Source organism: Colwellia sp. RE-S-Sl-9 (genome assembly GCF_048296855.1).
Taxonomy (GTDB): Bacteria; Pseudomonadota; Gammaproteobacteria; order Enterobacterales; family Alteromonadaceae; genus Pseudocolwellia.
Map to the genome: position 1 here is coordinate 4,243,954 of NZ_CP182631.1, position 26,020 is coordinate 4,269,973.

32 protein-coding genes are annotated in these 26,020 nt (G+C 33.5%); 23 read left to right on the forward strand and 9 right to left on the reverse strand.

Features of this window, described 5'->3' with window-relative positions; all coding sequences use genetic code 11:
* Positions 1-90: 90 nt before the first annotated feature.
* The 6 genes from ACM9HF_RS18435 to ACM9HF_RS18460 all read left to right on the forward strand — a co-directional run bounded on the left by ACM9HF_RS18435 (position 91) and on the right by ACM9HF_RS18460 (position 5,178).
* Positions 91-1,569, forward strand: coding sequence for an ATP-binding protein (locus ACM9HF_RS18435; protein ID WP_473612878.1), 1,479 nt, complete (start codon positions 91-93; stop codon positions 1,567-1,569).
* A gap of 18 nt (positions 1,570-1,587) precedes the next feature.
* The gene (locus tag ACM9HF_RS18440) at positions 1,588-2,253 is read left to right on the forward strand and encodes a response regulator (RefSeq protein ID WP_473612882.1); all 666 of its coding nucleotides are present in this window, start codon (positions 1,588-1,590) and stop codon (positions 2,251-2,253) included.
* A 101-nt stretch (positions 2,254-2,354) separates the two neighbouring features.
* Positions 2,355-2,663, forward strand: coding sequence for an EF-hand domain-containing protein (locus ACM9HF_RS18445; protein WP_473612886.1), 309 nt, complete (start codon positions 2,355-2,357; stop codon positions 2,661-2,663).
* Positions 2,656-3,120, forward strand: coding sequence for a hypothetical protein (locus ACM9HF_RS18450; RefSeq protein ID WP_473612890.1), 465 nt, complete (start codon positions 2,656-2,658; stop codon positions 3,118-3,120). The genes ACM9HF_RS18445 and ACM9HF_RS18450 overlap by 8 nt, the downstream gene beginning before the upstream one ends.
* A gap of 168 nt (positions 3,121-3,288) precedes the next feature.
* Entirely contained in the window at positions 3,289-4,575 is a 1,287-nt protein-coding gene (locus tag ACM9HF_RS18455; protein WP_473612894.1) for a YHYH protein, read from the forward strand.
* Between the two features lie 75 nt (positions 4,576-4,650).
* Positions 4,651-5,178: a hypothetical protein gene (locus tag ACM9HF_RS18460; protein WP_473612897.1), complete on the forward strand. Its 528-nt coding sequence runs from the start codon at positions 4,651-4,653 to the stop codon at positions 5,176-5,178.
* 269 nt (positions 5,179-5,447) lie between these two features.
* Here ACM9HF_RS18460 and ACM9HF_RS18465 read toward each other — a convergent pair whose 3' ends face one another.
* The 9 genes from ACM9HF_RS18465 to ACM9HF_RS18505 all read right to left on the reverse strand — a co-directional run bounded on the left by ACM9HF_RS18465 (position 5,448) and on the right by ACM9HF_RS18505 (position 12,277).
* A complete protein-coding gene (locus ACM9HF_RS18465) occupies positions 5,448-6,170 on the reverse strand; it encodes a hypothetical protein (protein ID WP_473612901.1) in 723 nt (240 codons plus the stop codon).
* Positions 6,160-6,942, reverse strand: coding sequence for a hypothetical protein (locus ACM9HF_RS18470; RefSeq protein WP_473612904.1), 783 nt, complete (start codon positions 6,940-6,942; stop codon positions 6,160-6,162). Before ACM9HF_RS18470 ends, ACM9HF_RS18465 begins: the two co-directional genes overlap by 11 nt.
* Positions 6,939-7,325: a cupredoxin domain-containing protein gene (locus tag ACM9HF_RS18475; RefSeq protein WP_473612907.1), complete on the reverse strand. Its 387-nt coding sequence runs from the start codon at positions 7,323-7,325 to the stop codon at positions 6,939-6,941. Before ACM9HF_RS18475 ends, ACM9HF_RS18470 begins: the two co-directional genes overlap by 4 nt.
* A complete protein-coding gene (locus ACM9HF_RS18480) occupies positions 7,325-8,638 on the reverse strand; it encodes an ATP-binding protein (protein WP_473612910.1) in 1,314 nt (437 codons plus the stop codon). The genes ACM9HF_RS18475 and ACM9HF_RS18480 overlap by 1 nt, the downstream gene beginning before the upstream one ends.
* On the reverse strand, positions 8,639-9,298 hold the full coding sequence (locus ACM9HF_RS18485) for a response regulator (RefSeq protein ID WP_473612914.1): 660 nt from the start codon (positions 9,296-9,298) through the stop codon (positions 8,639-8,641).
* A gap of 121 nt (positions 9,299-9,419) precedes the next feature.
* A complete protein-coding gene (locus tag ACM9HF_RS18490; RefSeq protein ID WP_473612918.1) occupies positions 9,420-10,694 on the reverse strand; it encodes a DUF3570 domain-containing protein in 1,275 nt (424 codons plus the stop codon).
* Entirely contained in the window at positions 10,685-10,909 is a 225-nt protein-coding gene (locus ACM9HF_RS18495; RefSeq protein ID WP_473612922.1) for a DUF4266 domain-containing protein, read from the reverse strand. Before ACM9HF_RS18495 ends, ACM9HF_RS18490 begins: the two co-directional genes overlap by 10 nt.
* A gap of 8 nt (positions 10,910-10,917) precedes the next feature.
* Positions 10,918-11,439: a TlpA family protein disulfide reductase gene (locus ACM9HF_RS18500; protein WP_473612925.1), complete on the reverse strand. Its 522-nt coding sequence runs from the start codon at positions 11,437-11,439 to the stop codon at positions 10,918-10,920.
* Between the two features lie 133 nt (positions 11,440-11,572).
* Positions 11,573-12,277 carry a DUF6445 family protein gene (locus ACM9HF_RS18505; RefSeq protein ID WP_473612928.1) on the reverse strand — a complete coding sequence of 235 codons (705 nt, stop codon included), beginning with the start codon at positions 12,275-12,277 and terminating at the stop codon, positions 11,573-11,575.
* Between the two features lie 350 nt (positions 12,278-12,627).
* Between ACM9HF_RS18505 and ACM9HF_RS18510 the strand changes: the two genes are divergently transcribed.
* The 17 genes from ACM9HF_RS18510 (at position 12,628) to ACM9HF_RS18590 (ending at position 25,764) form a co-directional block, all read left to right on the forward strand.
* A complete protein-coding gene (locus tag ACM9HF_RS18510; RefSeq protein WP_473612931.1) occupies positions 12,628-13,077 on the forward strand; it encodes a DUF2753 family protein in 450 nt (149 codons plus the stop codon).
* A 32-nt stretch (positions 13,078-13,109) separates the two neighbouring features.
* Positions 13,110-13,301, forward strand: coding sequence for a hypothetical protein (locus tag ACM9HF_RS18515; protein ID WP_473612935.1), 192 nt, complete (start codon positions 13,110-13,112; stop codon positions 13,299-13,301).
* A 1-nt stretch (position 13,302) separates the two neighbouring features.
* Positions 13,303-13,809, forward strand: coding sequence for a superoxide dismutase, Ni (sodN, locus tag ACM9HF_RS18520; RefSeq protein ID WP_473612938.1), 507 nt, complete (start codon positions 13,303-13,305; stop codon positions 13,807-13,809).
* A 20-nt stretch (positions 13,810-13,829) separates the two neighbouring features.
* Entirely contained in the window at positions 13,830-14,111 is a 282-nt protein-coding gene (locus tag ACM9HF_RS18525; protein WP_473612940.1) for a S24/S26 family peptidase, read from the forward strand.
* Between the two features lie 243 nt (positions 14,112-14,354).
* On the forward strand, positions 14,355-14,876 hold the full coding sequence (locus ACM9HF_RS18530; protein WP_473612944.1) for an RNA polymerase sigma factor: 522 nt from the start codon (positions 14,355-14,357) through the stop codon (positions 14,874-14,876).
* A gap of 19 nt (positions 14,877-14,895) precedes the next feature.
* On the forward strand, positions 14,896-15,255 hold the full coding sequence (locus ACM9HF_RS18535) for a DUF6768 family protein (RefSeq protein WP_473612948.1): 360 nt from the start codon (positions 14,896-14,898) through the stop codon (positions 15,253-15,255).
* A 235-nt stretch (positions 15,256-15,490) separates the two neighbouring features.
* Complete coding sequence (locus tag ACM9HF_RS18540) at positions 15,491-15,865, forward strand: DoxX-like family protein (RefSeq protein WP_473612951.1); 375 nt, start codon at positions 15,491-15,493, stop codon at positions 15,863-15,865.
* Positions 15,862-16,449 carry a DUF2238 domain-containing protein gene (locus ACM9HF_RS18545; protein ID WP_473612955.1) on the forward strand — a complete coding sequence of 196 codons (588 nt, stop codon included), beginning with the start codon at positions 15,862-15,864 and terminating at the stop codon, positions 16,447-16,449. Before ACM9HF_RS18540 ends, ACM9HF_RS18545 begins: the two co-directional genes overlap by 4 nt.
* Before the next feature lie 381 nt (positions 16,450-16,830).
* Complete coding sequence (locus ACM9HF_RS18550) at positions 16,831-17,229, forward strand: P-loop NTPase family protein (RefSeq protein WP_473612957.1); 399 nt, start codon at positions 16,831-16,833, stop codon at positions 17,227-17,229.
* 388 nt (positions 17,230-17,617) lie between these two features.
* Positions 17,618-18,229 carry an acyltransferase gene (locus tag ACM9HF_RS18555; RefSeq protein ID WP_473612961.1) on the forward strand — a complete coding sequence of 204 codons (612 nt, stop codon included), beginning with the start codon at positions 17,618-17,620 and terminating at the stop codon, positions 18,227-18,229.
* Entirely contained in the window at positions 18,229-19,671 is a 1,443-nt protein-coding gene (locus ACM9HF_RS18560) for an oligosaccharide flippase family protein (RefSeq protein ID WP_473612965.1), read from the forward strand. The genes ACM9HF_RS18555 and ACM9HF_RS18560 overlap by 1 nt, the downstream gene beginning before the upstream one ends.
* A gap of 75 nt (positions 19,672-19,746) precedes the next feature.
* Positions 19,747-20,685: a glycosyltransferase family 2 protein gene (locus tag ACM9HF_RS18565; protein WP_473612969.1), complete on the forward strand. Its 939-nt coding sequence runs from the start codon at positions 19,747-19,749 to the stop codon at positions 20,683-20,685.
* A 36-nt stretch (positions 20,686-20,721) separates the two neighbouring features.
* Entirely contained in the window at positions 20,722-21,447 is a 726-nt protein-coding gene (locus ACM9HF_RS18570) for a glycosyltransferase family 32 protein (RefSeq protein ID WP_473612973.1), read from the forward strand.
* Positions 21,448-21,451: 4 nt separating this feature from the next.
* The gene (locus tag ACM9HF_RS18575; protein ID WP_473612976.1) at positions 21,452-22,642 is read left to right on the forward strand and encodes a glycosyltransferase; all 1,191 of its coding nucleotides are present in this window, start codon (positions 21,452-21,454) and stop codon (positions 22,640-22,642) included.
* Positions 22,643-22,655: 13 nt separating this feature from the next.
* Positions 22,656-23,738: an EpsG family protein gene (locus ACM9HF_RS18580; protein WP_473612981.1), complete on the forward strand. Its 1,083-nt coding sequence runs from the start codon at positions 22,656-22,658 to the stop codon at positions 23,736-23,738.
* Positions 23,738-24,628 carry a glycosyltransferase family 2 protein gene (locus ACM9HF_RS18585; protein WP_473612985.1) on the forward strand — a complete coding sequence of 297 codons (891 nt, stop codon included), beginning with the start codon at positions 23,738-23,740 and terminating at the stop codon, positions 24,626-24,628. Before ACM9HF_RS18580 ends, ACM9HF_RS18585 begins: the two co-directional genes overlap by 1 nt.
* Before the next feature lie 20 nt (positions 24,629-24,648).
* Positions 24,649-25,764, forward strand: coding sequence for a glycosyltransferase family 4 protein (locus ACM9HF_RS18590; RefSeq protein WP_473612989.1), 1,116 nt, complete (start codon positions 24,649-24,651; stop codon positions 25,762-25,764).
* Positions 25,765-26,020: the final 256 nt, after the last annotated feature.

Consider the following 26,020-nt stretch of genomic DNA (forward strand, 5'->3'; position numbering starts at 1 on the left):
AGCTTATGCACATTATTTGCACATTTAATTGCTATTCTAGTTTTATGAAATGGTTGCTTGCTCAATAATATTAAGGTTAATTGTTGGTTTATGAATATTCAAAAAAAATTCTTTTTAATATTTTTTGGCTTTAGTTTGGTATTGGTTTTATTCCTTGTTTTACTTATGCAGTGGAGCCTTGGAAAAGGCATGATTGAATACGTTAATACTAAAGAAATAGAAACACTTACACCTGTAGTAAAAGAACTCGCTACAGAATATCAAAAACATGATAATTGGCAGGGAATGAGCGGAAAGCATAACAAATTACGACACTTAATTTCAGAAAGCCTTTCGAACAGTGACTTTTCAACCAGACCACCCGCTTTAGGTTTTCAGCATAAAAGACCTTCGGAGTTACCGCCTCAAGATCGTGAGCATGGCAGAGCAAGAGATGGTTTTCCTTTAGGTGAGCATTTACCGCCACCACCACATTCTTCTGGTAGCGAAGCACATTATGCTTTATTTGACAGTAATAATGTTCTTATTGCAGGCAAGGCTTTCGAAAACTTGGAATACAGCAAGAAAAAGATCCTTGTTAATAATAACACGGTAGGTTTTTTAGCGGTGTCTAAACGTAATCAGTTAACCCAAGGTTACGAGCTAGATTTTATAGAGCAACAACGGCAGTATTTATGGCTGATCGGGATTCTTTTAATGGGGTTAGTTGCTTTAGTTGCTTTACCCTTAGCAAGGCATGTTGTTGAGCCTATTCGCTTAATTACCCGAGGTGTACATAAATTAACGCAGGGAGATTATCAACATCCAATTCATTTGAATCGACAAGACGAACTCGGTGAGCTGAGTCGCGACTATAATGAATTAGCGCTTACCTTATCGGAAAATGAAATAGCGAGAAAACGCTGGTTAGCTAATATCTCTCACGAGTTACGTACGCCTATTGCGATTTTAAGTGGCGAGCTTGAGGCGATGCTTGATGGTATTAGGCCATTAACGCAAAGCAATATTTCTTCTGCAAATGACGAATTGAAACACTTAACACGTCTTATTGAAGACCTACAACAACTCACTAGCGCTGATATTGGCGGCATGCGCTACCGTAAAAAACATGAAAACTTAGTCGAGTTATTACAAAGTGAAGAAGACAAATATCGTAGTTACTTGTCTGATGCTGACATGACATTGAGTGTAGATGTTAAGGATGAAAATATTGCTATTTATGTTGATAAAACAAGGCTGTATCAATTGTTTGAAAACATTATTAATAATGCCATTAAGTATTCAAATGGCACCAAATTTAAAATATCGTTAGGTGTTGAAGCAAAGGCTACAGAGCCCTTAGCGTTTATTACTTTTGAAGATAATGGATGTGGAGTTGACGATAAGCACTTAGGTAACTTATTTGAACATCTATACCGTGTTGAAAATTCTAGAAATCGTAAAACAGGTGGTTCAGGTTTAGGTTTGTCTATATGCCGTCACATTGTTAATGCACATCAAGGTGAAATATTAGCTGAACATTCAAGTTTAGGCGGCTTAGCTATCGTGATTAAATTACCAATTTCCTAAAATAATTAGAGAACGTATATGACAAATTCAATATTGATCGTAGAAGATGAAGTAAAACTTGCAAACTTGTTACACGACTACTTTGAGAATTCAGACTTTATACCTCACTTAATTCATCATGGTGACGAGGTGATACCATGGGTAAAAGAGCATAATCCCAACGTTATTTTACTCGATGTTATGTTACCTGGTAAAAACGGCATTGATCTTTGCAAAGAAATTCGCCAATTTTCAAATATTCCTATTTTAATGGTTACTGCAAAAACCGATGAAATAGATCGTCTTTTAGGGCTAGAGTTAGGCGCTGATGACTATATTTGTAAGCCTTTTAGTTTTAGGGAAGTAGTTGCTAGAGTTAAGGCCGTATTACGAAGAATTCAGCATGTAGATAACAATCTTAATATGTTGCAGCTTGATGAACATCGTTTTACGGTTACGTTGAATCAGCAAGAGGTCACATTAACTTCAGTTGAGTTTCAATTACTGAAGCCTTTAGTGAATAAGCCAGAACGTATTTTTACGCGAACACAGTTGATGGAAAATATGTATTCAGATCACCGTATTGTTAATAATCGTACTATCGATAGTCACATAAAAAAACTACGTAAAAAGCTCTTAAGCATTAGTGATGGTAAAGATTGGATTGAATCAGTATATGGCACAGGTTACCGTTTAGTTTTATAAAAAAACGCTCATTTTAAACTTCCTTTTTTTGTGCACATTGTTTGCAAATTCTCTTGTTATTCTTAGCTTGAAAGTTAAATTAACAAGTACAGGAAATTCTTATGAGCATTTATAACAAATCAATTATTGCAATTACGCTATTAATAGCAGCAACCGCCTCTGTTCAGGCAAATGATACAATGCAAGAAAAAATGGGAGGACATCAACGACCTAGTTTTGAATCGATAGACGCTAACGCAGATGGAGATATTGATCTTGATGAGTTTTCATTACAGGAACTTCCTCATGGTGATCACCAAACGGTGTTTACTAGCATAGACACTGATAATAATGGTGTTATAAGCCAAGAAGAATTTGATAACCATAAACCACCACATCCTAAACATGGAAAAGGCAAGCATCATGATTAATTCAATAAATTCTGGTATGCCAATGCCGCCACCACCACGTTCAGATCAAAAGTTAACAGAAGAGCAGCAAAGCTTGATCTCTGAAACTTTGTCAAAATTTGACGCTGAAAATATTAATGAAACCGATGCGCTGAGTATTATTGATGCATTTTCTCAAGCTGGAATTCAACCGGGTGAAGCGCTTGAAAAAGCAATGTCGTCATTTGGTTTTGATGCTAAAACATTAGGGGATCTTGCTGACGTAAAAGGGCAAGGGGGAATGCCACCGCCACCACCTAAGCAAAGCACTGAAGAAATAACGTCTATGGTAGATTATCTAAAAGAGCTTTTAGATGAGAAGCTAGCAACGGGTAGCGACAGTGTACTCAGTGATGAAGATAAACAGTCAATTTTGGCTCAAGTCTTTGAAAAATTTGATATAGAAAGCGGCGAGTCTATTATTAATACCACAGCATAAAACTTGATTACTGATTTATGGTCATTAAACGTATAAAAACGAGAGCCACTTTTTAATAGGAAGTGGCTTTTTTATATTCCTTATTTTATGCACATTGTTTGCACATTAACCTATTAGTATTACCAGCATAGTAATAGTTGGTATTACCCTGTTGGAGTCGATATAACAATGAAACATTCTCTTTTTTCCACTAAAAATAAAGCCAGTTTTCAAAACAGCGTAAGCTTTACATTATCAAGTTTGGTTCTGGCTTGTTCACTTGCTGCTTGTGGTGGCAGTAGTACGAATGAAACGCAAACGAGTGTTGAATCTAATACTGCACCTGTTGCTAATGCGGGGGCAGATCAAACCCTTTTTATTGGTAGTACGGTAACGCTTTCAGGTGCACAAAGTACTGATGCAGATGGCGACACATTAAGTTATTCGTGGAATTTATCTACTTTACCTAATGGTAGTGTTTCTGAATTGTCTAGTGATACTGAGCTTTCTACATCATTTATTGCTGATGTTGCGGGCCTTTATGTTGTGTCGTTAATGGTTAACGACGCTAGCGAAAACAGTGAAATTGACAGTGTTAACATTCTTGTATCAAACGTTACTCAAGGCTATACAGACGGTGTTTTATGTGATTATAGTTACGATGCCTATAATGATTCTGACTCGGTGCAACTAAACAGTACCGTAACTTGGACATGTAGCGATGAAGAGCGAGAATTAACGTCTAATGGTGTTCCAGACCACGCGGTAGGCACTTTTCCTAATACTAATAACCCCAATACGATAACAGAACAAAGTGTAGCCGAAAGTTATAGCTTAGCACCTGTTGAAACGACTGTTGCTACAACATTAGGTGGACCTGCAGGTCCTACGGGATACGTACTAAATGGCGTGAAAATTGATGCTAATACCGCTGGAAGTTGTGACGATTCAGGCGATAACTGTAGTTTGATAGGTAATGAAGGTAACTGGCATATTGAGGCGTTAGGACATAATAGTTTTAATTTCGGTACCGATGACAACAATGCGCATGTACAGCCCGGAGGTGTTTATCATTATCATGGTATGCCTGAAGGTTTTGTAACTAAGCAAGGCGGTGACAATACCACTATGACCATTATTGGTTGGGCGGCAGATGGATTTCCTATTTACGCACGCTATGGCTATAGCATTGCTAGTGATAATACCTCTCCCCTTAAGTCAATGACGGGAAGTTATCAGTTAGTTACTGAAGTTAGTGAATCAAGACCATCTGTTGATACGTATGCCTTAGGTACCTTTGGTGAAGATTGGGAATATGTTGCTGGTTCAGGTGATTTAGATGAATGTAACGGGCGAGTGGGCGTTACGCCAGAATTTCCAGCAGGTATATATCATTATTACGCCACAGACAGCTATCCGTACTTGCAACGTTGTGTAAAAGGAGAAGTTGAAGCGGGCAGTGTGCCACCACGCTAAATCATTAAATTTTAAGACTCTTTTGTTAAAGAGTCTTAAACCTATAGCCCTTTTAAATAATGAGAGATCTTTTTCATGAAAAATATAAAAATTGGTTTCATTGCAATAGTGAGCTTACTAACTAGCATGTTTGTATCAAGCCATTTGTATGCCCACGTCATGGTTGCTCAACACGGAACACTCAATGTTATTGATAATAAAGTATTTATGGTGCTTTCATTACCCGTTTCAGCTTTTGAGGGAGTGGACGATGATAATGACGGAAAACTGTCTAAAACCGAATTTACTCGCCATCGTACAGTGATTAGTAATCTTATTCATAAGCGTGTTGTACTTAAAGAAAATAATGACAAGTTGGTATTGCAAGACATGCTACTTTCACCCGTTGTATCTCATCAGTCGTCAAAATCACCTGTTTCACAATTAATTGTAATGGGGCGTTATAGTTTAGCGGATCCTTTTAGTCAGTTAGAGTATGAAGTAGATCTTTTTGGTACAGAGCCAACTGAACAATTATTGGAAGTTACTGCTACCCGTAAAAGTGACCAAAAGAAACAACTTATAAAACTAACAGTTAAAGGTTCGAGTATCTCTATATTTTAATAAACGATAGAAGGAATGGGTAGTCTGGTTTGAAGTCTAATTGGCCGTGAGTTTTTTGTAGCATGTATTTTGTAATATATACCCGTTATCGATCAAGATGTGTATTTCAGAGCGCTTGATGGATATCAATTCATCATAACGAGGGGTTACAATCAGCTATTTGTTGTTGCTCTTTTACATAGAGTAACTATGCCGCAAGTGCAAGGCCTACATTAAATCGCGTTTGACTCGAACAAAATTTAAACATGAAAGTTCAACAGACTCTAGCATTAAAATTCATACTCTATAGCAAAGCGTAGGGTATGATTTTTTCCTTTATGAGACACTTCAGAAATAAACCCTGCTTCCCATTTTAATTGTTTTTGTCCTTCAAATCGGTGAACCCCCATAAAACCTGGACCTAAACCTACAAAGTTTTCTCCAGTATAAATTTCAAGGGAAGGTTGCAATTCAGGTAGGTATCTATAACGATATTGCGCTCTAAATTCTAATTCCCATTCGTCTTGAATATCTTTTCCCCACTCTTTAATCGCGAAAAGGTTTAGTGTTAGGCTATTTTTATTCAATTCTTTTTCAAAAATAAGGCCCATAGTTGCTTCGTAAATATTTAAGCTTCTTTGTTTTTCAAGTTCAAAAAGTACTCCCCAGTCGGCCCAAAATTGACCTTGTTCTGTTAGCATCCAGCGGGCTTCTATTTCAGTAGCTTGTAATTCAAAATTCCCTGTTTCATCTCTTTCTCCAATTATAAAATATTCAACGGCTAGATCTTCTAATAGTGATAGACCGTAGCCAATACGTTGCGCTAAAACGTTATCAGCACTTGTTTGACTAGACATTAAGCGCCATTCAATACTTTGTTCATTCGCTACTACGTAGGGATGATATATTTTGTCTACCACCATACCGTCAGCTAATACTATGGGGCTGGTAAATGTTGCCATCATTAAAGTGAACATTAAGGCGAGTAATGTGTTTATTTTTTTATTTCTCATAGTGGTTCTTCTCTATGAATGCTTTGGTTAAGGCTTGCGTGATGAAAGGTAACGTAAAAGCTAAACCGTATATTACGAGGAATAACAGTGAAGGAGATTCTTCGTATCCTATTAGGGCTTTAAGTACATGACCATATTCTGAATTGTCTTGTACGAATGCACCTAAGTTTACAATGGGGGGGCCAACGTCAATTAAGTCTACTTGTGATAGATAAGTAGTTATTTGGCTTATTTGTCCGGCGAGAAATAAGGCCCAAAAAACGTTGATGAGTCTATTTTTATTTCGCTCTATTATTTCTGTCAAGATAAAAGAAAATAAGGTGCTAAAGCTAGCACAAATTCCTACCCCAATAATACAACCAATAAATATGTTCATATGATTGTTTTGGCGCTGAAAATACACATCAAAAAATATTAAAAATGCACTGGCTTTTAAAACGATAAAAGCACCAACACCTAATAAGAACATGTCTTTAGTGTGTGATGACAACAAACTGTTTTTAGAAGTTGATGAGTTAATAAAAAATAAAAAGCAATAGGTAATAAAAAGTAGGGCAACAAAGGTACGTTCAATGCCAGTACCTTCGAACATTTCACTTACGTATGGTGCTGCGAGAAAAAACAATAAACTACTGAATATCCCGAACGAAATCGCAGACGATAAATATGAAAAGCTTAAGGTTTTATTTTTTAAAAATACCTGTAAATAACTTAATAAAATAAAAATAGGTAATAAGTCGCGTAAAAATAAAATAACGGTATTAATTATCATGGCGTTTCCTCCACTACAATAATTTTACCTCTGGCGGTATTCGGGTGAAATTCGCCAAAATATTCATAAGTGCCTACGGGTAATGGTCCAACATATATGGTGGATTTTTTACCGGAAAAAATAACTTTTTCTCTATTTAGGTCAAAACTGTCAAATTCTTCAGCGACATTATCTTTGTTTTCGATAATAATTTTTACTTTTATATTAGCAGGTATAGCCAGTGTTGAAGGTGTAAAAATATGGTCTTTAATAGTGAGGTAATACACTTTGTTTTTAGCACAAGCATATTGACTCCAAATGCTTGCTATAAAAAGTGCGGCATATAATAACTGGCTTACTGTTGAATAAAGTAAAGGTGTTAGTATGTTACGTTGTGGCTGCATTATTGAACACCCACTAATGAAATAGGAAAAACAACGGTGACACATAATCCACCAAGCGATGAACGTGAGCAAGATATTTCACCGTTATGTAAAGTCGTTATATGTTTGACTATTGATAAGCCTAAACCCGAACCTTTAATGTGAGAGTGCTGGGAGTCAACTCGATAAAAACGTTCATAAATTTTAGGAAGCTCTTCATCACTAATTCCTGGGCCTGAATCTTCAACGCTGACTTTAATTGAGTTATTTTCATGGGTAATAGTCAGTTTAATTTCAGACTTGTTACCACTGTATTTTATTGCATTTTTTAGTAAATTTTCAAACAAGGTGTATAAAGCGAAGTAGTTTCCTAACAAACTATTTTTATTGGCTGTTTCTAACGAAATATTTTGTTGATGAGCCGATAGTAAATCAAAGTTACTGCCGATCACGTCTTGTAGAATAACTTCTAGATCAACCGTTTCTGTTTTTTGGTTAAAGTTTTCTGGCGTAAAGCGATATAGCGCAATAATTTGTTCGATAACATGAGCCATTCGATCAACGTTTTGTTGAAGTTCGGTAAACTCTGTAATGGTTAGTTTGTTATTTTCAAAAGACTTTTGAATATTATGCGCATTTATTTTTAGTACGCTAATAGGTGTGCGTAATTCATGAGCTGTGTTGGCGGTGAGTTGTTTTTCTCGATCGAATGAATCTGAAAGTCGAACCAATAATTGATTAAGGCGATTAAGCACTGGAGCTAATTCAATTGGGGGTTTGGTTAAGGTGACTTCTGATAAGTCGTCGGTGTTTTTGTTTTTTAATTGTTGAGACAAACTCACTAAAGGCTTTAAGCTTTTATTAATAATATAAAAAACAATTAATGCAATAAAAGGTAAAGCAAATAGGAGGGGAGTGGTAATAACAAATAAAATAGACTCTGCCGACTCAATTCTTGACGACATAGGTTGTGCTACTAATATTTCAAAGGCGTTTTCTTTTAAAGAATAGGTTTTCCATCGTTTACCACCAAAAAATACCTCGTTGTTATATTTTGACGAAGCATTAAATTTTGAGCTTGGCATTTGTTCGCTTTTACTGACTAATACGCCATTTTTAAATACTTGAAAGGCAAAAGCATCGTCTATTGTTGAAGGTAATGTTTGATTAGATTTACTCATAGCTAAAACGAAAGTTGCAATGGAATGAAGTTCTTGATCGAATATTATGTCGAGCTGCTTAACCGTATTTTTATACCCGTATAAAGCTGAAAAAAACGAAGCTAACATTACCGCAGATATAATAAGGGTAATAAGTTGCTTTTTTATCGACATTTACGCCTTACTCACAATATAACCAACACCTCTAACGGTTTTAATGAAGGTTTTAGGAAGCTTTTTACGAATATTATGTACGTGAACCTCAATAGTGTTGCTGCAAACTTCTTCGCCCCATTCGTACAACTTGTTTTCAAGTGAAGCTTTAGAATTTATTCTGCCTGCATTTTCCATGAGTGATTTTACGATCATGTATTCTCTACGAGAAAAATTAACGCTTTCATCATCTATTAAAATTTGCTGAGCTTTAGTGTCTAATTTTATATTGTTGATAACTATTGTGTTGTCTTGATTGGTACCTATTCGTCTTTCTATTACTCTTAATCTTGCGAGTAGTTCAGCGATATCGAAAGGTTTAGCGAGATAATCTTCTGCTCCTAGGTCTAACCCTTTTACTTTGTTTTCAACACCGTCTCTTGCCGTTAAAATAAGTACAGGTATGTGTTTGTTTTTTTCTTTTATTTTACGTAAAACATCTAAGCCATCAATATCAGGTAAACCTAAATCTAAAATAACGCTATCAAAATCTTCTGTAAGTATAGCGTTTACTGCATCATTACCTTTATCAACCCAATTAATTGTGTAGCTTTCATTATATAAAGACTGCTTTAACCCTTGAGCAAGCGGTATATCGTCTTCAACTAATAATATTTTCATGGGAAGTGCCTTGATTATTTTGCGTAAAGTTTACATTAATAACGTTACTTTTATTATAGCAGCAAGCCATCAAACCTATGAAGGTTTGATGGCTTGCTTAGTACTTTAATAATATCAACAATTAAAAGCTGTAGCTTACCTGTGCAACAACCGCATTGATACTTGGGTATAAGTCAACATCGTTTAATACTCCTGGCTCTTCTATGCCTGTACTATTTGACGACTGCTGAAAAAACTCTAACCTGAATGAAAGCTCAGTATTGTCTTTCATTGGTATGCCGTATTTTACTCCTACCGTTATACTATCCATTTTACCTAATCGATAATCAGCACTCATATAACTAGGTAGCGGGTTGCTACTTAACTGAAACGGCTGATAAAACTCGGCAGCATCTTGAGTGTAATAACGTATATGTGGTTCAATGTAACTATCGCCTAATGGAATTCTATAACGTGCATCTAACGTATGAGACGTTACTTCCCAATCATCCCAAAAATAACGGTAAGAAATATCGATAATTGAATTTGATAAAAAATGATGTTTTGTCTGCCAAAAAATACTATTTTTTACGCGCTTATCAGGTCGGTTTTCATAAAGCTGTTTTTCAGAAAAACCATTTGAGTCAACTAAACTTACCACTTTGAATGGATCTGTTAAATAACCATCAACTTGTGAGTATGAATAGTTAAATTGCATAATTGTTTGTCGGTCAATAACTTGCGTAATACCCAATAGTAAATCTATTGTAGTTTTATCGTCATCACTGCCTGAACGGTTTAATTCACTGTTTGGTGCAACCATTTCAGCAAAAGCTATTGGTATGCCGCCTTCAGGCGTTATTGTGTCGTTACTGTAAGCAATGCCAGCAGATAGCGTGGTGTTTTTTTGATTAAAATCTCGCGCAATATTAGCGTTTAACCCTAAAGATAAATAATCGTATTCATTCGAAAAATGCAAACCGCCACTTACGCGATAATCTTCTGCAAAAGGTTGTGTCCATTGAGCATTAAACTGTAAACGTGTGTCGTGGAAAGTATCGTCTAAAGGTGTTTCGCCAGCTGGAGTATCGAAAGAACCATTACCTGAAGGACGAGTAAAGGTTTGTACATTAGGTTGTGCTACTGCGCCATTTGCTGAAGCGCCAGTGAGAACATCAACCGTTAGTTTTAAATTCAAAAAATGTTCGTCTTGAAACTCTTTAGTACCGGCTAAAATTAATTCAGTTGCTTGTACACGGTCGGTTTCACCATAGTACATAAGTGCAGTGTCAAATTCCCAGCTTTTTTCTTCTTCTGCGTGGGCTGATGTGCCTAATAAGGTGCAAGTTGCTACGGTAAGCAACTGGGTAATATTTACCTTGTTTTTGCTCGATTTTTTATTGTTCATTAATTGCATCCGCAACCCCCTCCTGCAAAGCCTCGTCCGCCACTTGATGATTCTTTACTGAAATAAATATGATCATCAAGAGAAGCATCAATAGGAGACGAATTTAATGCCATTTCGTCTTTAGCTAACAAGTCTCTTTCCCATGGTTGTACGCCTAAGCTACTACAAGCAGAAGTCAGCGCGACAATGCTAACGATAAGTATTGTATGTTTATAATTTTTCATAATGTTTCCTACATTGTTGCTAAATTATTAGGCGATGAAGCGATTAATTGAGCAATTTCTTGTTCATAATTTGTGATTTTTGCACTAAAAAATCCTGTATGACGTTTCATTATTTTACCCTCTTGATTAATTAAATAACTGCTGGGCATGCCTTTAATTTTAAACTTTTTAGCCAGACTTCCTTTAGGATCATAAATAACAGGAAAATTAGCGGGTGAGGTTTGTAAAAATGTTTCAGCTAACGTTTTTTCATTATCAAGATTAATACTAATAACGGTAAATTTGTCTGAGTTGTACGAAGATTGAATTTTGTTCATCCACGGAAAAGACTTTCTACAAGGACTACACCACGAGGCCCAAAAATCAATATAAATGACCTTACCTTTGTGCTTAGCCAATAATGTATCTAATTCTATTTGTGTGTTGTTAGCTGCTTCTCCACTATAAGAAAGCGGAGAAAAAATGGCGATAATTATTACCAATAATAATGAGGTAATTGTTGAGGTTTTAGTGTTTAAAATAAAAGCCATATATGTCTCCATAATAATAATATGGAAAGTTTACGGGGTGAAACTTAAGGTAAACTTAAGAAACGCAATATATCTCGATTTAGGAAAGGGATTTAACGATTGTTAAAATAGCCTTTAGCTTTAATTTTTAAATTTACTCGAACTGTATGAAAATATTTGCCGTTAAACGACCTGTTTCAATATTATCGATGATATTTGTTTTTAAATTATCTAAAAAGGGTGAATGGAAGTGTGTGCCCGGATATATAACCAATCGATTTTGACGGTATGGAATAATGTCGATTAACTCAAATAGTTCGCTTGAATGACTAAAATACTTTTGTTCAAATAAACCGTTTTTATTAATAAAATCATTCATTGAATTAATATATTCACTTATGTTCTCTTCAGATACTCGTTCAATATTAGTTAATTTATTACGATAGAAAGCGGTTCCGCCAAATTCTCCAGCATTTAAATAATGGGTAAAAGCGATATAGTTTGGTTTTAAATTATCGTAATGTGGAATGCATTGTTCAGGTATTAACTCTTTTTCATTTCGAGTTAATATTGAATAGGCAGAACGTTCAATAGTATGGCGATTTAAATTCGATAGTAAACTTGTTTTTTGTTGTACTTGCTCAATCAACTGATTGATTAATTGTAAATAAAACTCAGGTAAATTTGCTCTTCTTCCAGGATAAAAGCTCTTGCTTTCATCATCAAAAGTAGCGGTGTTTAAAGCATAATTAATTAATGGATTAATATCTTCTAGCACGTCATCAATAATAACAATTTCTGTTTTTTGATGACCAATGAGCTTTGTTGATATTTTCATTTTGTGATTTAGTTTTATCATGCCATACACCTTATTCTATTCTACATAATGATAAGCTATTGATTGTTTTAAGTATAGTTTTCGTCATGCTGAACTTATTATTAACGATAATAGTCGGTTTATTTATACCCATGCGAGTTCCTGATACTGTATTCAGTAATTTTTCTTTTATGCTTCCCTCGTTATTAAATTAATCTTACCTCTGTTCAATAAATTATTCTCTAGCCACCATTTTTACTGACTTCATCGTTAAATTTAGGATCAATAGATCTGAGTTCGGGTTAAATTAATTTCTTTGTACTAGATTTTTTAAGGGAAACACTTTAGTATAAATCTAAATGGTAATGATTCTTATTTTGTTTTGGGTGTCTATGAAAGAATGGGAAAGTATAATGAGGGAAGCTAAACAAGCTTTTAACGATAAAGTGTTTAGTGTGGCTATTTTTTTAAATAAGCAGGCACTCGATGTAGCAAATGATCGCTTTAACGAATATGTAAACGAAGACGCTGAAAAGTCAGTCGCTGCAGTTATGGTGAGTTATTTCAGCTTAGCTGATTCATATATTCAAATTAGAGACTTTCAGCAAGCCTATAGTATTTATCAACAGAGCTTTAGTTTTCTTCAAGTTATTACAAGTGACCTTTACAAAAATAGAGAACTAGAGGTGGCAGCTTCTCATGGTATGTCTCATTTAAAAAACGAGTGGTATCTCTTTATTAAGCATCATGAAAATAAATTACAGACGTTAACCCCATCATTAATACATCAATTTCAAAAAAACTTAAATCAGTTAATGAGCGCAACTTTAACCATTCATTAGCTTTATAAATATCACTTAAATAAGGAAGCATAATGCTAAAAATTTTTACTCTGTCTTTTATGGCTTTATTTTCTAGCCTATCGTTTGCACATGAAGGTCATGACCATGGTCATTGGTCTAGCAATTTAACGCATTTAATTTTAGCGTTTGCTGTTGTAGGTATTGTTGCCGTGGGTATACAAGTTTTTCGTCGTAAAAATCAACAGAGAAAAAGGGGAGAATAATATGATTCATTCAATGTTAACTGCTTTAGATAAAGTAAGTTCTTTTAAAACAGCCTCTGCGCATTGCGACATACCCTGTAAGATATACGATCCTAGTACTGCACAAATATGTGCATTAACTATGATCCGTATGGTTGATTTGATTGAAGAAGTAAATGCTAAGGAAAGCCCCGTTCCAGCAGATCGTTTTCAACAAGTGCGTTTAATCAATGAAAAAGAAGCGCATGGCATAAAACTGAAAGAAGAAATTAGAGTTATTTGGGGGGATTATTTTAAACAGCCTCAAATAGATAAGTACCCAGACATTCATAGGCTTGTGCATAATATTATGATGCAGGCATCTAAAGTTAAGCAAGGTGTAAATCGAGAAGAAGCTTTAAAGTTACTTGAATTGATTAATGATTTTTCTACTATATTTTGGGAAACTAAGGGGATACCTACCTATTTAGCTGTATGTCCTTATCCGCCGAGTCAGGCTGTTGTATACCCTCAACTAGCATCAATCTAATGTGTATTAGGTGGTAGTATTTGATTCATTTAATTAGGGTGAATGGTAATAGTATGTTGCCTGAACTTGCTAACGGTGACTTTGTTATTGTGAGTACGTTTTATTGGTCTTTAAACGTTGGTGATTTAATTGTTGCTGAGCACCCTGAATATAAATCTATTATTAAGCGTATTGTTAAATTGTCTGAAACGAAAGGAGTGCTATTATCTAGCGCTCATCAAAGTGGTGTTTCAACAGAGCAAATAGGTTGGATCCCTAAAAAAAAGATCTTTGGCAAAGTGTTGTATCAATTTAAATCCTAATTCCCTATTTTTTCTCCTAAATTAATTCTAATAAATTATGAACATGGCCAAAATATTAGTTATTGAAGACGATCAAGCACTCAATAATTAACTTGCTGATTTATTAAATAAAGCCAGCTACGAAGTTGATCAAAGCTTGTACCTCTTCAATTCCTCGCATTACTTTATAATATTTTTACATTAGCATGAACCTTTCATCACAGCCTTGCGTCTTGTTATTGAAGCAAACAAAAAGACAATACTATGGAACAAGCACAAATAGATTTACTCGTTATTGATGCGAAATTAGGTAAAGACATTGCGTTTGCACAGCTGTTTAATTATTTTCAGCAAGGTTTACTTCGCTACGCTTATAAAGTGAGTTCTGACTCTCAAATAGCCCAAGAAGCGACACAAAATAGTTGGATAAAAGTTACTAGAAACCTCACTAAATTAAAGGATCCAAGAGCCTTTAAAAGCTGGTTGTTTCAACTGACTCATTGGCAGGTTCTAGATTTACTGCGTAAACAAAAAATACATGACCAATGTATTGATATTGAAGAAGTAGATGAATTAACAAGTTCTGCACCTGCCAATGAAAACAGTGAATTGTATTTTTATATATCTCAACTTGAGAATATTGATAAACAAGCCATTCATTTATTTTATTTAGAAGAAATGAGCTTACAAGAAATTAGTATCGTGCTTTCAATACCTATAGGTACGGTTAAGTCACGATTAAATCGTGCAAGAAATACGTTAAAAAATAAATTATCAAACCAGTAAATAGATAAGGAATAATGTGATGAATATAGATAAAAAAATTAAAGAAGAATTAGAGTCAGAGGCTAAACAAGTTGATCAAATTTTAGTACATCAAGAAGGCTTGTTTTCAATGTTGGCAAACGCATATAAAGGCGCTTTAGGTGGTTGGATGATCTTAGTGTCTATTATAACGCTGGCGGTATCAGCAATGATGGTTTGGGCGGGATACGAATTCTTTTTTGTAGAATCTATACTAGAACACAAGCTACATTGGGGCGTTGTATTAATTATTTCATTGGTCGTTCAAATAGCATTAAAAATGTGGACCTTTATGGAAATTAATCGTATGTCGACATTAAGAGAATTAAAGCGGGTGGAGCTGGCGATAAGTAAGTTATAATAAATTTATTCAACTGTAAAACTACCAAGGGTGATTATCTCATTACGAGCCTTTGGTTTTGTTTTATATTTTTTGATGATCATGTATGGTGAGGGCATATATACCTGTTACCAATCAAGATACGTATTTCAGAGCACTTGAGCGATATCAATTCAAGGCAATGTTTTGTAATAATGGTTGCTCCCTTATAAAAAGCATATAGTGACTGATTTAAATAAAGAAAAAGGATCTTCACATGTCTTCCATTCAAATTGCTCGATATATTGTCAGTTTCAGCTGGTTATATCACGGTATATTTCCTAAGTTAGTTCATATAGCGCCATTAGAAAAATTAATGACAGCGAGTATTGGTTTATCTGAAGAACTCTCTTATTTTGTTACTAAATCAGCAGGGATCGGCGAAGTGATTTTTGGTATTGTTATTTTTATTTTCTATAAAAATAAAGCCATTATATTACTGAATATTGCCGGTTTAATAGGGCTTTTAGTTTTTGTGGGTATTTTGCAGCCTCAGCTATTAATTGAAGCATTTAATCCTGTAACCACCAATATTACCATGATAGGTTTAAGCCTTATTTTATTAAATGAAGATGCGGGCAATAAGCAATGAAATACCTTTGGGTGAGTCTATTTTTAGCGGTACTTGTTTGGTCTGGTGTTAATCCAAAAGATCAATTTACTTGGTTTCTTGAAGTGTTACCTGCCGTTATTGGTGGCAGCATTTTAGCATTTACTTATAACAGCTTTCGGTTAACACCCTTATTGTACTTTTTTATATTACTCCATTGTATTGTATTAATGGTAGGTGGGCATTATACCTATGCCGAAGTGCCGTTTTTTGATGAATTATTAGGTGCTACGCGAAATAACTACGACAAAGTAGGGCACTTTTTTCAAGGCTTTGTTCCTGCCTTACTTGCGCGAGAAATACTTATTCGCAAACACGTTGTAAATGGTGATAAATGGCGAAACATTATTATTGTTGCCATCTGTTTAGCTTTTAGTGCCTTTTATGAATTAATTGAATGGTGGGTCGCGTTATCTACAGGCGAAGATGCTGAAGCTTTTTTAGGTACACAAGGTTATATTTGGGATACACAATCAGACATGATGTGGGCCTTAAGCGGAGCGATTATTTCATTATTAGTGCTATCAAAAATTCACAACAAGCAGCTAATAAGTTTAGGTAGCTGAAAAGTTAAGTGCTACGAGTAAATAGAAGGAGGCTTTGTTTTGTCTAAAGTGGTTATATTTGGAAATTCAGGATCGGGCAAATCAACGCTTGCTCAAAAAATAAGTGCAGGCAATCAAAGTGCGCATCTAGATCCATACCCGTTACCACTCATGAGGCTATTTCAGAGCACTTGAGCGATATCAATTCAAGGCGATACTTTGTAGTAATGGTTGTTCCCTTATAAAAAGCATTAACGAAGAAGTGATTTTGCTCAAGCGCTTCTTCGATGGGTCTAAAAACAATTTATGCTTCGTTATTAACTTTAGTAAGGGAATAACCATGACGTAAACTTAATGCCTTGCCTAAATTGTTTTTAGTTCCCACTGAAACCTGCATCTTGAATGGTAACGGGTATAGACACGATTGCATGGCAACCAACTACGCCACCATCTAGAACACCAATTACCGAGTCTAAAGCTAAAATTGATGAGTTTTTGAAAAATAACAACGTATGGGTAATTGAAGGGTGCTACACCGATTTACTTGAGTTGGTTACACCTATTGCCGATAAAGTTATCTTTTTAAACTTATCGGTTGAAGATTGTATTCGTAATGCACAAAAACGCCCTTGGGAACCTCATAAATATGAATCTAAAGCCGCTCAAGATGCTAATTTAGCTATGCTAATTGATTGGATTTCGCAATATACCCACAGAGATGATACGTTTTCGCAAAGCGCACACTTAGCACTTTTTAATAATTTTGAAGGTGAGAAAGAAATGTTAACTCATAATATTTAAAGCTAGAGAGAGTGTTGACCTTTGTATTACAGGCTTATTTATACGCGGTTTACTCGTTGTTGTTACTTTTTACATATAATAAAGATGCCTGAAACAAGCATCTTGAGGCGGTTTGGCTATAGATTAAATCGCGTTTAATTTGAACGAAATTTATACCCAAAAGGTCAACACGCTCTAATGTTTGCCCACACTTTTTAACCTCAATTTATTTTAAACAATAATTTTTACTTATATTCATGAGTTTATCTTTATAATTTGGTCTATTTGCTTTCATAAACAATATGGTATCTAATAATGAAACTTCCTAAAACGCCAAAACTTAACAATCGCTTAACATAAAGCAATAAAAATAATAAAGCTGGAACCTACCCTAGGAACTATTACGTTAATGATAAAAAGTATGTTAAAAAAAATACTTCGAAAGCTTGTGGAATTAATATTTAACGAATGGATAATCGAAAAATTAGTAACATTTTATAAGCATCTGCTTGAAGATAAAGTAAGAAAGGCTGTTGGTAAAGTCTCACTTAATACAGTTGAACATCAAGGAATAAACTGTAAATTTCATGGTGATGTTAAAGTCTATTATTCTGAGGGGTTAAAATTAGGCGACAATATTCGAGTAGGATTTGGTAGCTTTTTTTTCGCATTAGGAGGGATATCAATCGGCAACAATACACAAATTAGTCGTAATGTTGTAATTTATTCCGCAAATCACAGTACCGAAGGTGAAGCAATACCGTACGATGATCAATATATACTAAAACCTGTAACCATTGGAAAGTCTGTATGGATTGGTATGAATGTTATGATTTTACCTGGAGTTACTATTGGTGATGGTGCTGTCATTGGTATGGGAGCTGTTATATCTAAAAACGTTGAACCAGGAGCGATTGTTGTTGGTTCAAGTCAACGGATCATAAAACTCAGAGATCTTGAAAAGTATAAATTATTAGACGAACAAGGGCAGTATTTTTCAGAATTATGGCCTGATAAATAATGAGTAACAAACTTTATAGCTCAATAAAAAGAAGTGTTTTTGGAAATTTATCTGTTTATGTTTTACAGATTGTTTCAATGGTTTTTTATGCGAGAATGTTCACACCTGCAGAATTTGGTATTGTTGCTTCGGTTCATGTTTTTGTTATTTTCTTTCAACTTTTTTCTGATTTAGGTTTATCACCAGCTTTATTGAGCTTAAAAAAAATAGGGACGAATTTAAGAGATAGTGTATTTACTTTTACTATTGTTCTTGGGGCTATTCTAGGAGGAAGCTTTTACGGCTTTTCTTTCTTTTTGAATAGTTATTACGATAATTCATCCTATTCATTTTTTGGAATATTTGTGTCAGTTGCTATTGTATTTCAAGCTATGGCTACTCTTCCTACAGTCAGTCTTCATAGAGAAACTAAATTTTACTCTATTGCAATAGTAAATATTTTAAGCGAACTGGTCACTTTTATATTAGTGGCTGTTTTATATCAATATGACTATGGCGTCATTATTTTATTTCTTCGTATTCTTTTATCTTCTGTTTTTCGTTTCTTTATGCTTTATATACTTTCAAAAAGTACATATGTTGGATTGGCAAAACTAAACTTTAATTTTAAATATCTATCTGAAGTTGTTAGATTTTCAACGTTTCAATTTTTATTTAATGTTGTTAACTATTTTTCAAGAAATTTAGATAATATTTTAATAGGTAAGTATTTAAGTATTGAATCTCTTGGTATTTATGATAAATCGTATCAGTTAATGAGATATCCATTACAACTAATAACGTATTCTATAAATCCTGCTATTCAACCAATTCTTAGTGGCCAGAATTTAAATTTAATTCTTAAAGAGCATAATAAATTGATAAAAAAATTACTTATATTATCGATACCCATTGCGCTTTTTATGGGAGTTAATAGTACACAGGTTGTACTTTTACTGTTTGGCGAACAATGGGGGGAAGTAGACGAGTTAGTGACTATTTTAAGTTTTATTATTCCAGTTCAGATGGTGCTGTCAACGTCAGGAGCTTTTTTTCAATCTATTAATAAGCCTCAATTGCTCTTTTATAGTGGAGCAATTGCTGCCGCAGTAAATATAATTTTTATTATTTTCGGGATATATCTAGGCAACATAATTGCGGTAGCGATTTGTTTATGTATTGGTTTTACCATTAGTTTTATGGTGATTTATTTTGTTTTATTTAAATATGGCTTTCGTATTTCAAGCTTTGAATTTTATAAAGTTATATTCGGAGTAGCCGCACGATATTTACCTGTTGTTCTAATTTATTGTTTTGTTACATCATATTCTTCGATTGAAACAGGTTTGGTGTTTACTGACTTATTATTATCGGGAATTTTACTTTTAATTTTATTGGTGCTTTTTAATTTTAAAATGTTAAGTGCAAATTTATTACCAGCTAATCAAATAGCCAACGAATGAACTAAACATGATCTTTAGTTTAACTAGTCGTTAGCTCATTATTAATAAAATTTATGTTTATATTGAGATTTATCGTTGAATACAGAAAATAACGTTTCAGTTATTATCACTACCTACAATAGTGCAGAGTGTATTGTTGCTGCAATTCAATCTGTTCTACAGCAATGTAATGTAAATGTTGAAATAATTATTGTTGACGACTGCTCAGACGATTTCCCTTTATTAAAAAATAAAGCAGAACATTATTCCCTGCAGTGTCCAATTACTATTTTACAACCTGAAGGCAAAGGTAATGCTAATGTATCGAGAAATATAGGTATTCAAGCTGCACAATATTCGTATGTTGCCTTTTTAGACGCTGACGATACGTGGAATAATCAACACCTAATATCGTGCTTAACAACAATACATGATCAATCACTAGATGCTTGTTTTAGCAGAGTTAATTTAATATCAGATCAAATAGTTACTAAAGCTATACCCACATATAAAACACAATCAGATATATGCGAGTTTATTTTTATTCAAGGAGGGATTTCAGTCACTTCAAGTTTAGTTATTAATAAAGCAACATTAGTGAATGTAACTTTTAATAATAAGCTATTTAAACATCAAGATTGGGATTTTTTGATTCGTTACACTTATGCATATAAGTTAGGGCAGTCGCCTTATTATGGGCTTAATTATACGTTGTCGACAGGCACTAATATGAGCTCAAAGTTTAACTTTGATGCGTCTATTTTTTTTATGAATAATACCTTGTCAGAGCGGTGGCATGCTATTTTTATCTCATCTCAAATAACAAAAATAATAAATGAAAAACGATATAGTGATTTGGTTAGTTTACGGACTAAGTTAAATGGTAATTATAAAAATGACTGTGGTCTCTTAGGCTTTAAAAATAATTTGATAATATCGAGTGCCAAAAGTAGAGTGCTATTTAAAGTAATAGCCAGTATTTTTCGTATAGTAAGCAGTGTTAAAAGCCAAGTCCGCTTGCTTTTAAAGTTTTAATAATAAAAATTATAAATCTTATAGGTAGTACATATTATGACAATCCCTAAAGTTATACATTATTGTTGGTTTGGTAAAGGCGATAAACCACAAGACGTAATCGCGTATATTGATGGTTGGAGTCGTATGTTGCCTAATTATCAAATTGTTGAATGGAATGAAGATAATTTTAATGTTGATATTAATGACTATGTTAAAGAGGCGTACGAAGCAAAAAAATATGCATTTGTTAGTGATTATGCTCGATTATTTGCTTTGTATCACCAAGGAGGTATCTACTTAGATACCGACGTTGAAGTGTTTAAGGTGTTTGATGATTTACTTGATAATGATGTGGTATTAGGTTTTGAAGAAGCTAATTACATAGCAACAAGTACCATTTGTGCGAGAAAAAATTCTGCCTTTATCAACGAGTTTATGTGTATTTACCATAACCGACCTTTTATTTTGCCTAGCGGAGAGTGCGATTTAACAACAAATGTTACTAAACTAACTACGTTACTTGAAAAATATAACTTGGTTTTAGATGGAAAAAATCAAAGTATTACAGCCAAAAATAACGAAGTAATTACCGTTTTAGACCGTGTTAAATTTTCCCCTTATGATTATCTACATAAAATTGATTATAGTGACGATACCTCTTACGCGGTACATCATTTTGGTGCTACTTGGGCTTCCTCGTCTTCTAAATTTAAGAAAGCTGTTAAAGGTTTGATCATCAAACTATTAGGATCAAATAACTTTAAAAAATTACAGGGATAAACAAATGAAAAAATTATTAATTTCTTCATTTGATATGGAAGTAGGTGGAGTAGAACGAAGCCTATTAAGTATGCTTAATAATTTTGACTATGAGCAATTTGACGTCGATTTATTTCTTTACAGCCACACAGGTGACTTTCTTGACTTACTTCCTCCGCAAGCCAAATTACTTGATGAAGTAAAAGAATACAAAACGGTTAGACAATCTATAAAAGAAATTTTTAAGACTAAAAGTTGGTTTATTGGTGTTGCTAGAACATTAGCTAAGTCAGCGATGTTTTTTAATAAAGTTAAAGAAACAAATTATCTTCAAACTCAGCTTATATGGCGGTTTTGCTTACCTTTTTTTCCAAAAATGTCGAAAGAATATGATGTCGCTATTAGTTATTTATGGCCTCATGATTTTATAGCGAACAAAGTTAACGCAAAAGTAAAGATAGCTTGGATACATACAGACTATTCTGCTATCACTACTGATGTGAAAGCCGATTTAAAAATGTGGGATATGTTCGATTATATTATTTCTATATCTGATGATTGTTCTCATGCCTTTGTAAAAAAATATCCGTCATTACAAAAAAAGTTAATTGTTGTAGAAAACATTACATCACCTGACTTTGTTAAAACAATGTCTTTAGAAAATATAGCAATAAATACATTAGATAAAAACTGCTTTTCTCTTTTATCTGTTGGCCGTTTATGCCATCCAAAAGCATTTGATAAAGCTATTGAAGTACTTGCTTTAATACATCAAAAAGGTTTTACACATATTAAGTGGTACATTATTGGTTATGGACCTGACCAAGCTTTACTAGAAAAATTAATCATAAACCATGGTTTAGAAGATAGTTTTATTCTATTAGGTAAAATCAATAATCCATACCCTTACATGAAAGCATGTGACATATATGTTCAACCCTCAAGATATGAAGGGAAAGCGGTTACTGTTTCAGAAGCCCAAATCTTAGCAAAACCTATATTGGTAGCTAATTATCCTACAGCTAAAAGTCAAATTGAGCATTCTGTTGATGGAGTTATTAGTGGTAATTCTAGAGAGGAAATTGCCCAAAGTATTATTGATTTGTATGAAGATCCAAATAGAAGGAGTGCATTAAGTCATTACTGTTCAATGAATAATTATAATAACAGTGATGAACTTAATAAGTTGTATTCAATTATTAACCTTTCGGTTTAGGTGAATAATTTAAATGTTGCCTTATATTTTTATTTATCTACTTTCTTTAAGCTTTATGTTTATAGGACATCATTTTAAGTTTAATAAAATAGCTTTGAACGCAACTTATATCGTATCTGCAATTCCCTTAATTATCCTCACTGGATTTAAGCATGCAAAAGTAGGAACTGACTCTCCACACTATATTTATTATTATAATTATATTGATAGTGTTGACTCTCTTATTGGTATTATTAATGTTAAAGGTGAGCCTGCCTTCTGGGTGCTTAATTATTTGGGGCGTCTGATCAGTGATAACTACGTTGCATTATTTTCATTAAGCTCAATTATTATAACTAGTTGTTATTTTTACAGCATTAAACAGTTCAATCTTAAAACATTATCATTAGCGACTTTATTATTAATAGGCCCTTATCTTTTTCAAATTAATGGTACTCGGCAAGCAATTGCTATAGCTATATTTTCCGTTTCTGTAATATTCATAATAAACAAACAACCAATAAGATATTTATTGTCTATTTTAATTGGTTGTTTGTTTCATAAGTCAATTATTATTTGCTTGCCCTTATATTTTATTTTCAAGGGGGAGATAAAACCTCGTAAAATTGGCTTCATTCTTTTCTTTTTTCTTATTTTTGTTGTTTTTTTTCCAAGCTTCATCAGTATCGCTTCAAGTATTGATAGTAAATATTCAACCTATGGCGATCAACAAGAAACGAGTGGTGGGGTTGTCGTTTCAACCTTTAATATTTTGCTTTTTGTTTGGTTCGTATTATGTCGGAGAGTCAATGCTAGGTATCTGGGAACACGCTCGTTTGATATTTTATTATCCTTATATTTACTTGGTACATTAATAAGTTTACTTTCGATAATTTTAAGAATTGACCCATCAGGCTTTTTGAGGATGAGTATATATTTCATTCAGTTGAATATGTTTTTATTACCGATGACAATTATAAGTTTTAAAGACTATCAAACACGGTTAATCATGATATTCGTTGCCATTATATTCATGAGTTTATATTTTTATTTAACTACAAGCACATTTAGTAATTTAGCTCCTTATCGATTTAATCCAATAGTAGAGAATTTATAATGAAAGTTAGCATTGGTATTCCATTTTATAATCCTGGTAATTTCTTAAAACAAAGTATCTACTCAATACTTAATCAAACCTTTACAGACTTCGAACTTATATTATTGGATGATGGTTCAACAGATAATTCATTAGAAATTGCTAAAAGCTTTGATGATCGGCGTATTAAAGTGATCAGCGATGGAAAAAATAAAAGCTTACCTGTTCGGCTAAACCAAATTATAGATATTGCCCAAGGGGAGTATATCGCTAGGATGGATGCTGATGATTTGGTTTCTCTTGATAGAATTATAAAGCAAGTAAAGCTATTAGATAATTCGCCCGACATAGATATTGTAGCAACAGGGCTTTGCTCTATTACTGATGAAAATGAAGTTATTGGTTATAGGCAACCTTCAGTAGAAGTTCTTGATAACTTATCTGTAAGCGATGCCATTTTTGGACTGTCAGGAATAGCTCACGCCACTATATTGGTTAGGAAAAGTTGGTATTTAAGAAATAGCTATAACGAGAATACAAAGCTAAAAGAAGATTATCAGTTGTGGATTGATGCGGCAATTAAAAAGGATTTAAAGGTGGCTTTTATAAAGGAGCCTCTTTACTACTATCGTGAAGAAAGTAGTGTTTCTCCTAAGAAGGCAATCAGAGCATATTTTAATGGTTTGAAAATTGTTTTGTTTCAATACTTACAATTTTTAACGTTTGGTAATAAAGTTAAAATTGTGGGTAAAACTATCGCTAAAGTTTTATTTGTATTTTTCGCAAATATATTCAAATTAGAAAATAAATTATTAACTTTAAGAAACAAAAGTACACATCAAGACCCTGTTTTAATAAAGCAATTACAAAGTGAAATTAACACTTTAATTATAAATTGTGACCATAAATAAACACAGTAGAGTTATTCACTATGAAAATTATTATTATCGGGGCTTTACCTGAGTCTTTGATTAACTTTAGAGGCGAATTGATAAAGAAATTAGTCAATTTAAACCATGAAGTTATTACGATGGCTGCCTACACAGATATAGAAACTAAAAATAGAATAGAGAAATTAGGCTGTAGGTATATTTCTTATCCGATTGCACGAAATGGCATCAACCCTTTTTCAGACTTAAAAACTTTTATGTCCTTAGTCAAAGTATTCCAAAAAGAACGGCCTAATAAAGTTATAGCGTATACTATTAAACCGGTTATCTGGGGTGGGTTGAGCGCTAATTTATTTTCAAGTATTCAATTTAATGCCTTAATAACAGGTTTAGGTTTTGCTTTTCAATCAGGTGGATTTAAACGGAATGTTGTAAAGTTTATAGCTAAAACACTCTATAAAGGAGCTTTAGTTTCAGCCAAAAGTGTAATATTTCAAAATAACGATAATAAGCAGACCTTTATACAAAATAGAATAATTCCACATTCAAAAGCTTATGTAGTAAATGGTTCAGGAGTAAATTTAAATTACTTTGAACATTGTGAGCTACCTAAAGAGCCTATTTTAACCTTTCTGACGATTGCTCGGTTGTTAGGTGATAAAGGTTTAAGAGAATATGTGTCTGCTTCTGAAATTGTATTAAAAATATATCCGAATATAAGATTTCAAATCTTGGGACCAGCAGATCCATCTCCTGATGGTATAAAAATTGAAGAAGTCTATAGTTGGAAAAATAAGGGGCTAATAGAGTATTTAGGTAATACCACTGATGTTAGACCTTTTATAAGGCAGTGCCATGTATTTGTATTAGCGTCATACCATGAAGGATTACCTCGTACCGTTCTAGAAGCTATGGCAATTGGTCGCCCGATACTCACAACAGATGTTCCTGGTTGTCGAGATACTGTTGAAGAAGGGAGTAATGGATTCTTAGTTGAAAAAGGTAATGCAAAACATCTTGCCGATAAAATGCTCTGGTTTATAGAAAATCCTAATGAACTCGCATCTATGGGGGAAGCGAGTTTGGCGTTTGCTCAAAATAAATATGATGTGAATAAAGTAAACCATACTATTTGCAATATTTTAGAAATAAATTGAGCAGATTAACATCTTTATCAGCTTCAATTTTTAAAACATCGCACAGTTAAACTTCAAAAAACTATAGCCTATATTTTTAAATTTATAGGTTATCTCCTTTATATTCGTTAATTAATTGTACACTTCCTAAAGATTATTTAAAACATTTCTACCATCTACTTCTTAATTACTATTTCATTTAAAATATCTATTGCAAACCCAAATGATAATGATTATCATTTGAGTTGTGGCGGTAAGATTAATAAATAAGGAAGGT

Excerpts from the sequence above, each read along its gene's own strand:
- ACM9HF_RS18435 (WP_473612878.1), top strand. The coding sequence starts at position 91 with ATGAATATTCAAAAAAAATTCTTTTTAATATTTTTTGGCTTTAGTTTG.
- ACM9HF_RS18440 (WP_473612882.1), top strand. The coding sequence starts at position 1,588 with ATGACAAATTCAATATTGATCGTAGAAGATGAAGTAAAACTTGCAAAC.
- ACM9HF_RS18445 (WP_473612886.1), top strand. The coding sequence starts at position 2,355 with ATGAGCATTTATAACAAATCAATTATTGCAATTACGCTATTAATAGCA.
- ACM9HF_RS18450 (WP_473612890.1), top strand. The coding sequence starts at position 2,656 with ATGATTAATTCAATAAATTCTGGTATGCCAATGCCGCCACCACCACGT.
- ACM9HF_RS18455 (WP_473612894.1), top strand. The coding sequence starts at position 3,289 with ATGAAACATTCTCTTTTTTCCACTAAAAATAAAGCCAGTTTTCAAAAC.
- ACM9HF_RS18460 (WP_473612897.1), top strand. The coding sequence starts at position 4,651 with ATGAAAAATATAAAAATTGGTTTCATTGCAATAGTGAGCTTACTAACT.
- ACM9HF_RS18465 (WP_473612901.1), bottom strand. The coding sequence starts at position 6,170 with ATGAGAAATAAAAAAATAAACACATTACTCGCCTTAATGTTCACTTTA.
- ACM9HF_RS18470 (WP_473612904.1), bottom strand. The coding sequence starts at position 6,942 with ATGATAATTAATACCGTTATTTTATTTTTACGCGACTTATTACCTATT.
- ACM9HF_RS18475 (WP_473612907.1), bottom strand. The coding sequence starts at position 7,325 with ATGCAGCCACAACGTAACATACTAACACCTTTACTTTATTCAACAGTA.
- ACM9HF_RS18480 (WP_473612910.1), bottom strand. The coding sequence starts at position 8,638 with ATGTCGATAAAAAAGCAACTTATTACCCTTATTATATCTGCGGTAATG.
- ACM9HF_RS18485 (WP_473612914.1), bottom strand. The coding sequence starts at position 9,298 with ATGAAAATATTATTAGTTGAAGACGATATACCGCTTGCTCAAGGGTTA.
- ACM9HF_RS18490 (WP_473612918.1), bottom strand. The coding sequence starts at position 10,694 with ATGCAATTAATGAACAATAAAAAATCGAGCAAAAACAAGGTAAATATT.
- ACM9HF_RS18495 (WP_473612922.1), bottom strand. The coding sequence starts at position 10,909 with ATGAAAAATTATAAACATACAATACTTATCGTTAGCATTGTCGCGCTG.
- ACM9HF_RS18500 (WP_473612925.1), bottom strand. The coding sequence starts at position 11,439 with ATGGCTTTTATTTTAAACACTAAAACCTCAACAATTACCTCATTATTA.
- ACM9HF_RS18505 (WP_473612928.1), bottom strand. The coding sequence starts at position 12,277 with ATGATAAAACTAAATCACAAAATGAAAATATCAACAAAGCTCATTGGT.
- ACM9HF_RS18510 (WP_473612931.1), top strand. The coding sequence starts at position 12,628 with ATGAAAGAATGGGAAAGTATAATGAGGGAAGCTAAACAAGCTTTTAAC.
- ACM9HF_RS18515 (WP_473612935.1), top strand. The coding sequence starts at position 13,110 with ATGCTAAAAATTTTTACTCTGTCTTTTATGGCTTTATTTTCTAGCCTA.
- sodN (WP_473612938.1), top strand. The coding sequence starts at position 13,303 with ATGATTCATTCAATGTTAACTGCTTTAGATAAAGTAAGTTCTTTTAAA.
- ACM9HF_RS18530 (WP_473612944.1), top strand. The coding sequence starts at position 14,355 with ATGGAACAAGCACAAATAGATTTACTCGTTATTGATGCGAAATTAGGT.
- ACM9HF_RS18535 (WP_473612948.1), top strand. The coding sequence starts at position 14,896 with ATGAATATAGATAAAAAAATTAAAGAAGAATTAGAGTCAGAGGCTAAA.
- ACM9HF_RS18540 (WP_473612951.1), top strand. The coding sequence starts at position 15,491 with ATGTCTTCCATTCAAATTGCTCGATATATTGTCAGTTTCAGCTGGTTA.
- ACM9HF_RS18545 (WP_473612955.1), top strand. The coding sequence starts at position 15,862 with ATGAAATACCTTTGGGTGAGTCTATTTTTAGCGGTACTTGTTTGGTCT.
- ACM9HF_RS18550 (WP_473612957.1), top strand. The coding sequence starts at position 16,831 with ATGGTAACGGGTATAGACACGATTGCATGGCAACCAACTACGCCACCA.
- ACM9HF_RS18555 (WP_473612961.1), top strand. The coding sequence starts at position 17,618 with ATGATAAAAAGTATGTTAAAAAAAATACTTCGAAAGCTTGTGGAATTA.
- ACM9HF_RS18560 (WP_473612965.1), top strand. The coding sequence starts at position 18,229 with ATGAGTAACAAACTTTATAGCTCAATAAAAAGAAGTGTTTTTGGAAAT.
- ACM9HF_RS18570 (WP_473612973.1), top strand. The coding sequence starts at position 20,722 with ATGACAATCCCTAAAGTTATACATTATTGTTGGTTTGGTAAAGGCGAT.
- ACM9HF_RS18575 (WP_473612976.1), top strand. The coding sequence starts at position 21,452 with ATGAAAAAATTATTAATTTCTTCATTTGATATGGAAGTAGGTGGAGTA.
- ACM9HF_RS18580 (WP_473612981.1), top strand. The coding sequence starts at position 22,656 with ATGTTGCCTTATATTTTTATTTATCTACTTTCTTTAAGCTTTATGTTT.
- ACM9HF_RS18585 (WP_473612985.1), top strand. The coding sequence starts at position 23,738 with ATGAAAGTTAGCATTGGTATTCCATTTTATAATCCTGGTAATTTCTTA.
- ACM9HF_RS18590 (WP_473612989.1), top strand. The coding sequence starts at position 24,649 with ATGAAAATTATTATTATCGGGGCTTTACCTGAGTCTTTGATTAACTTT.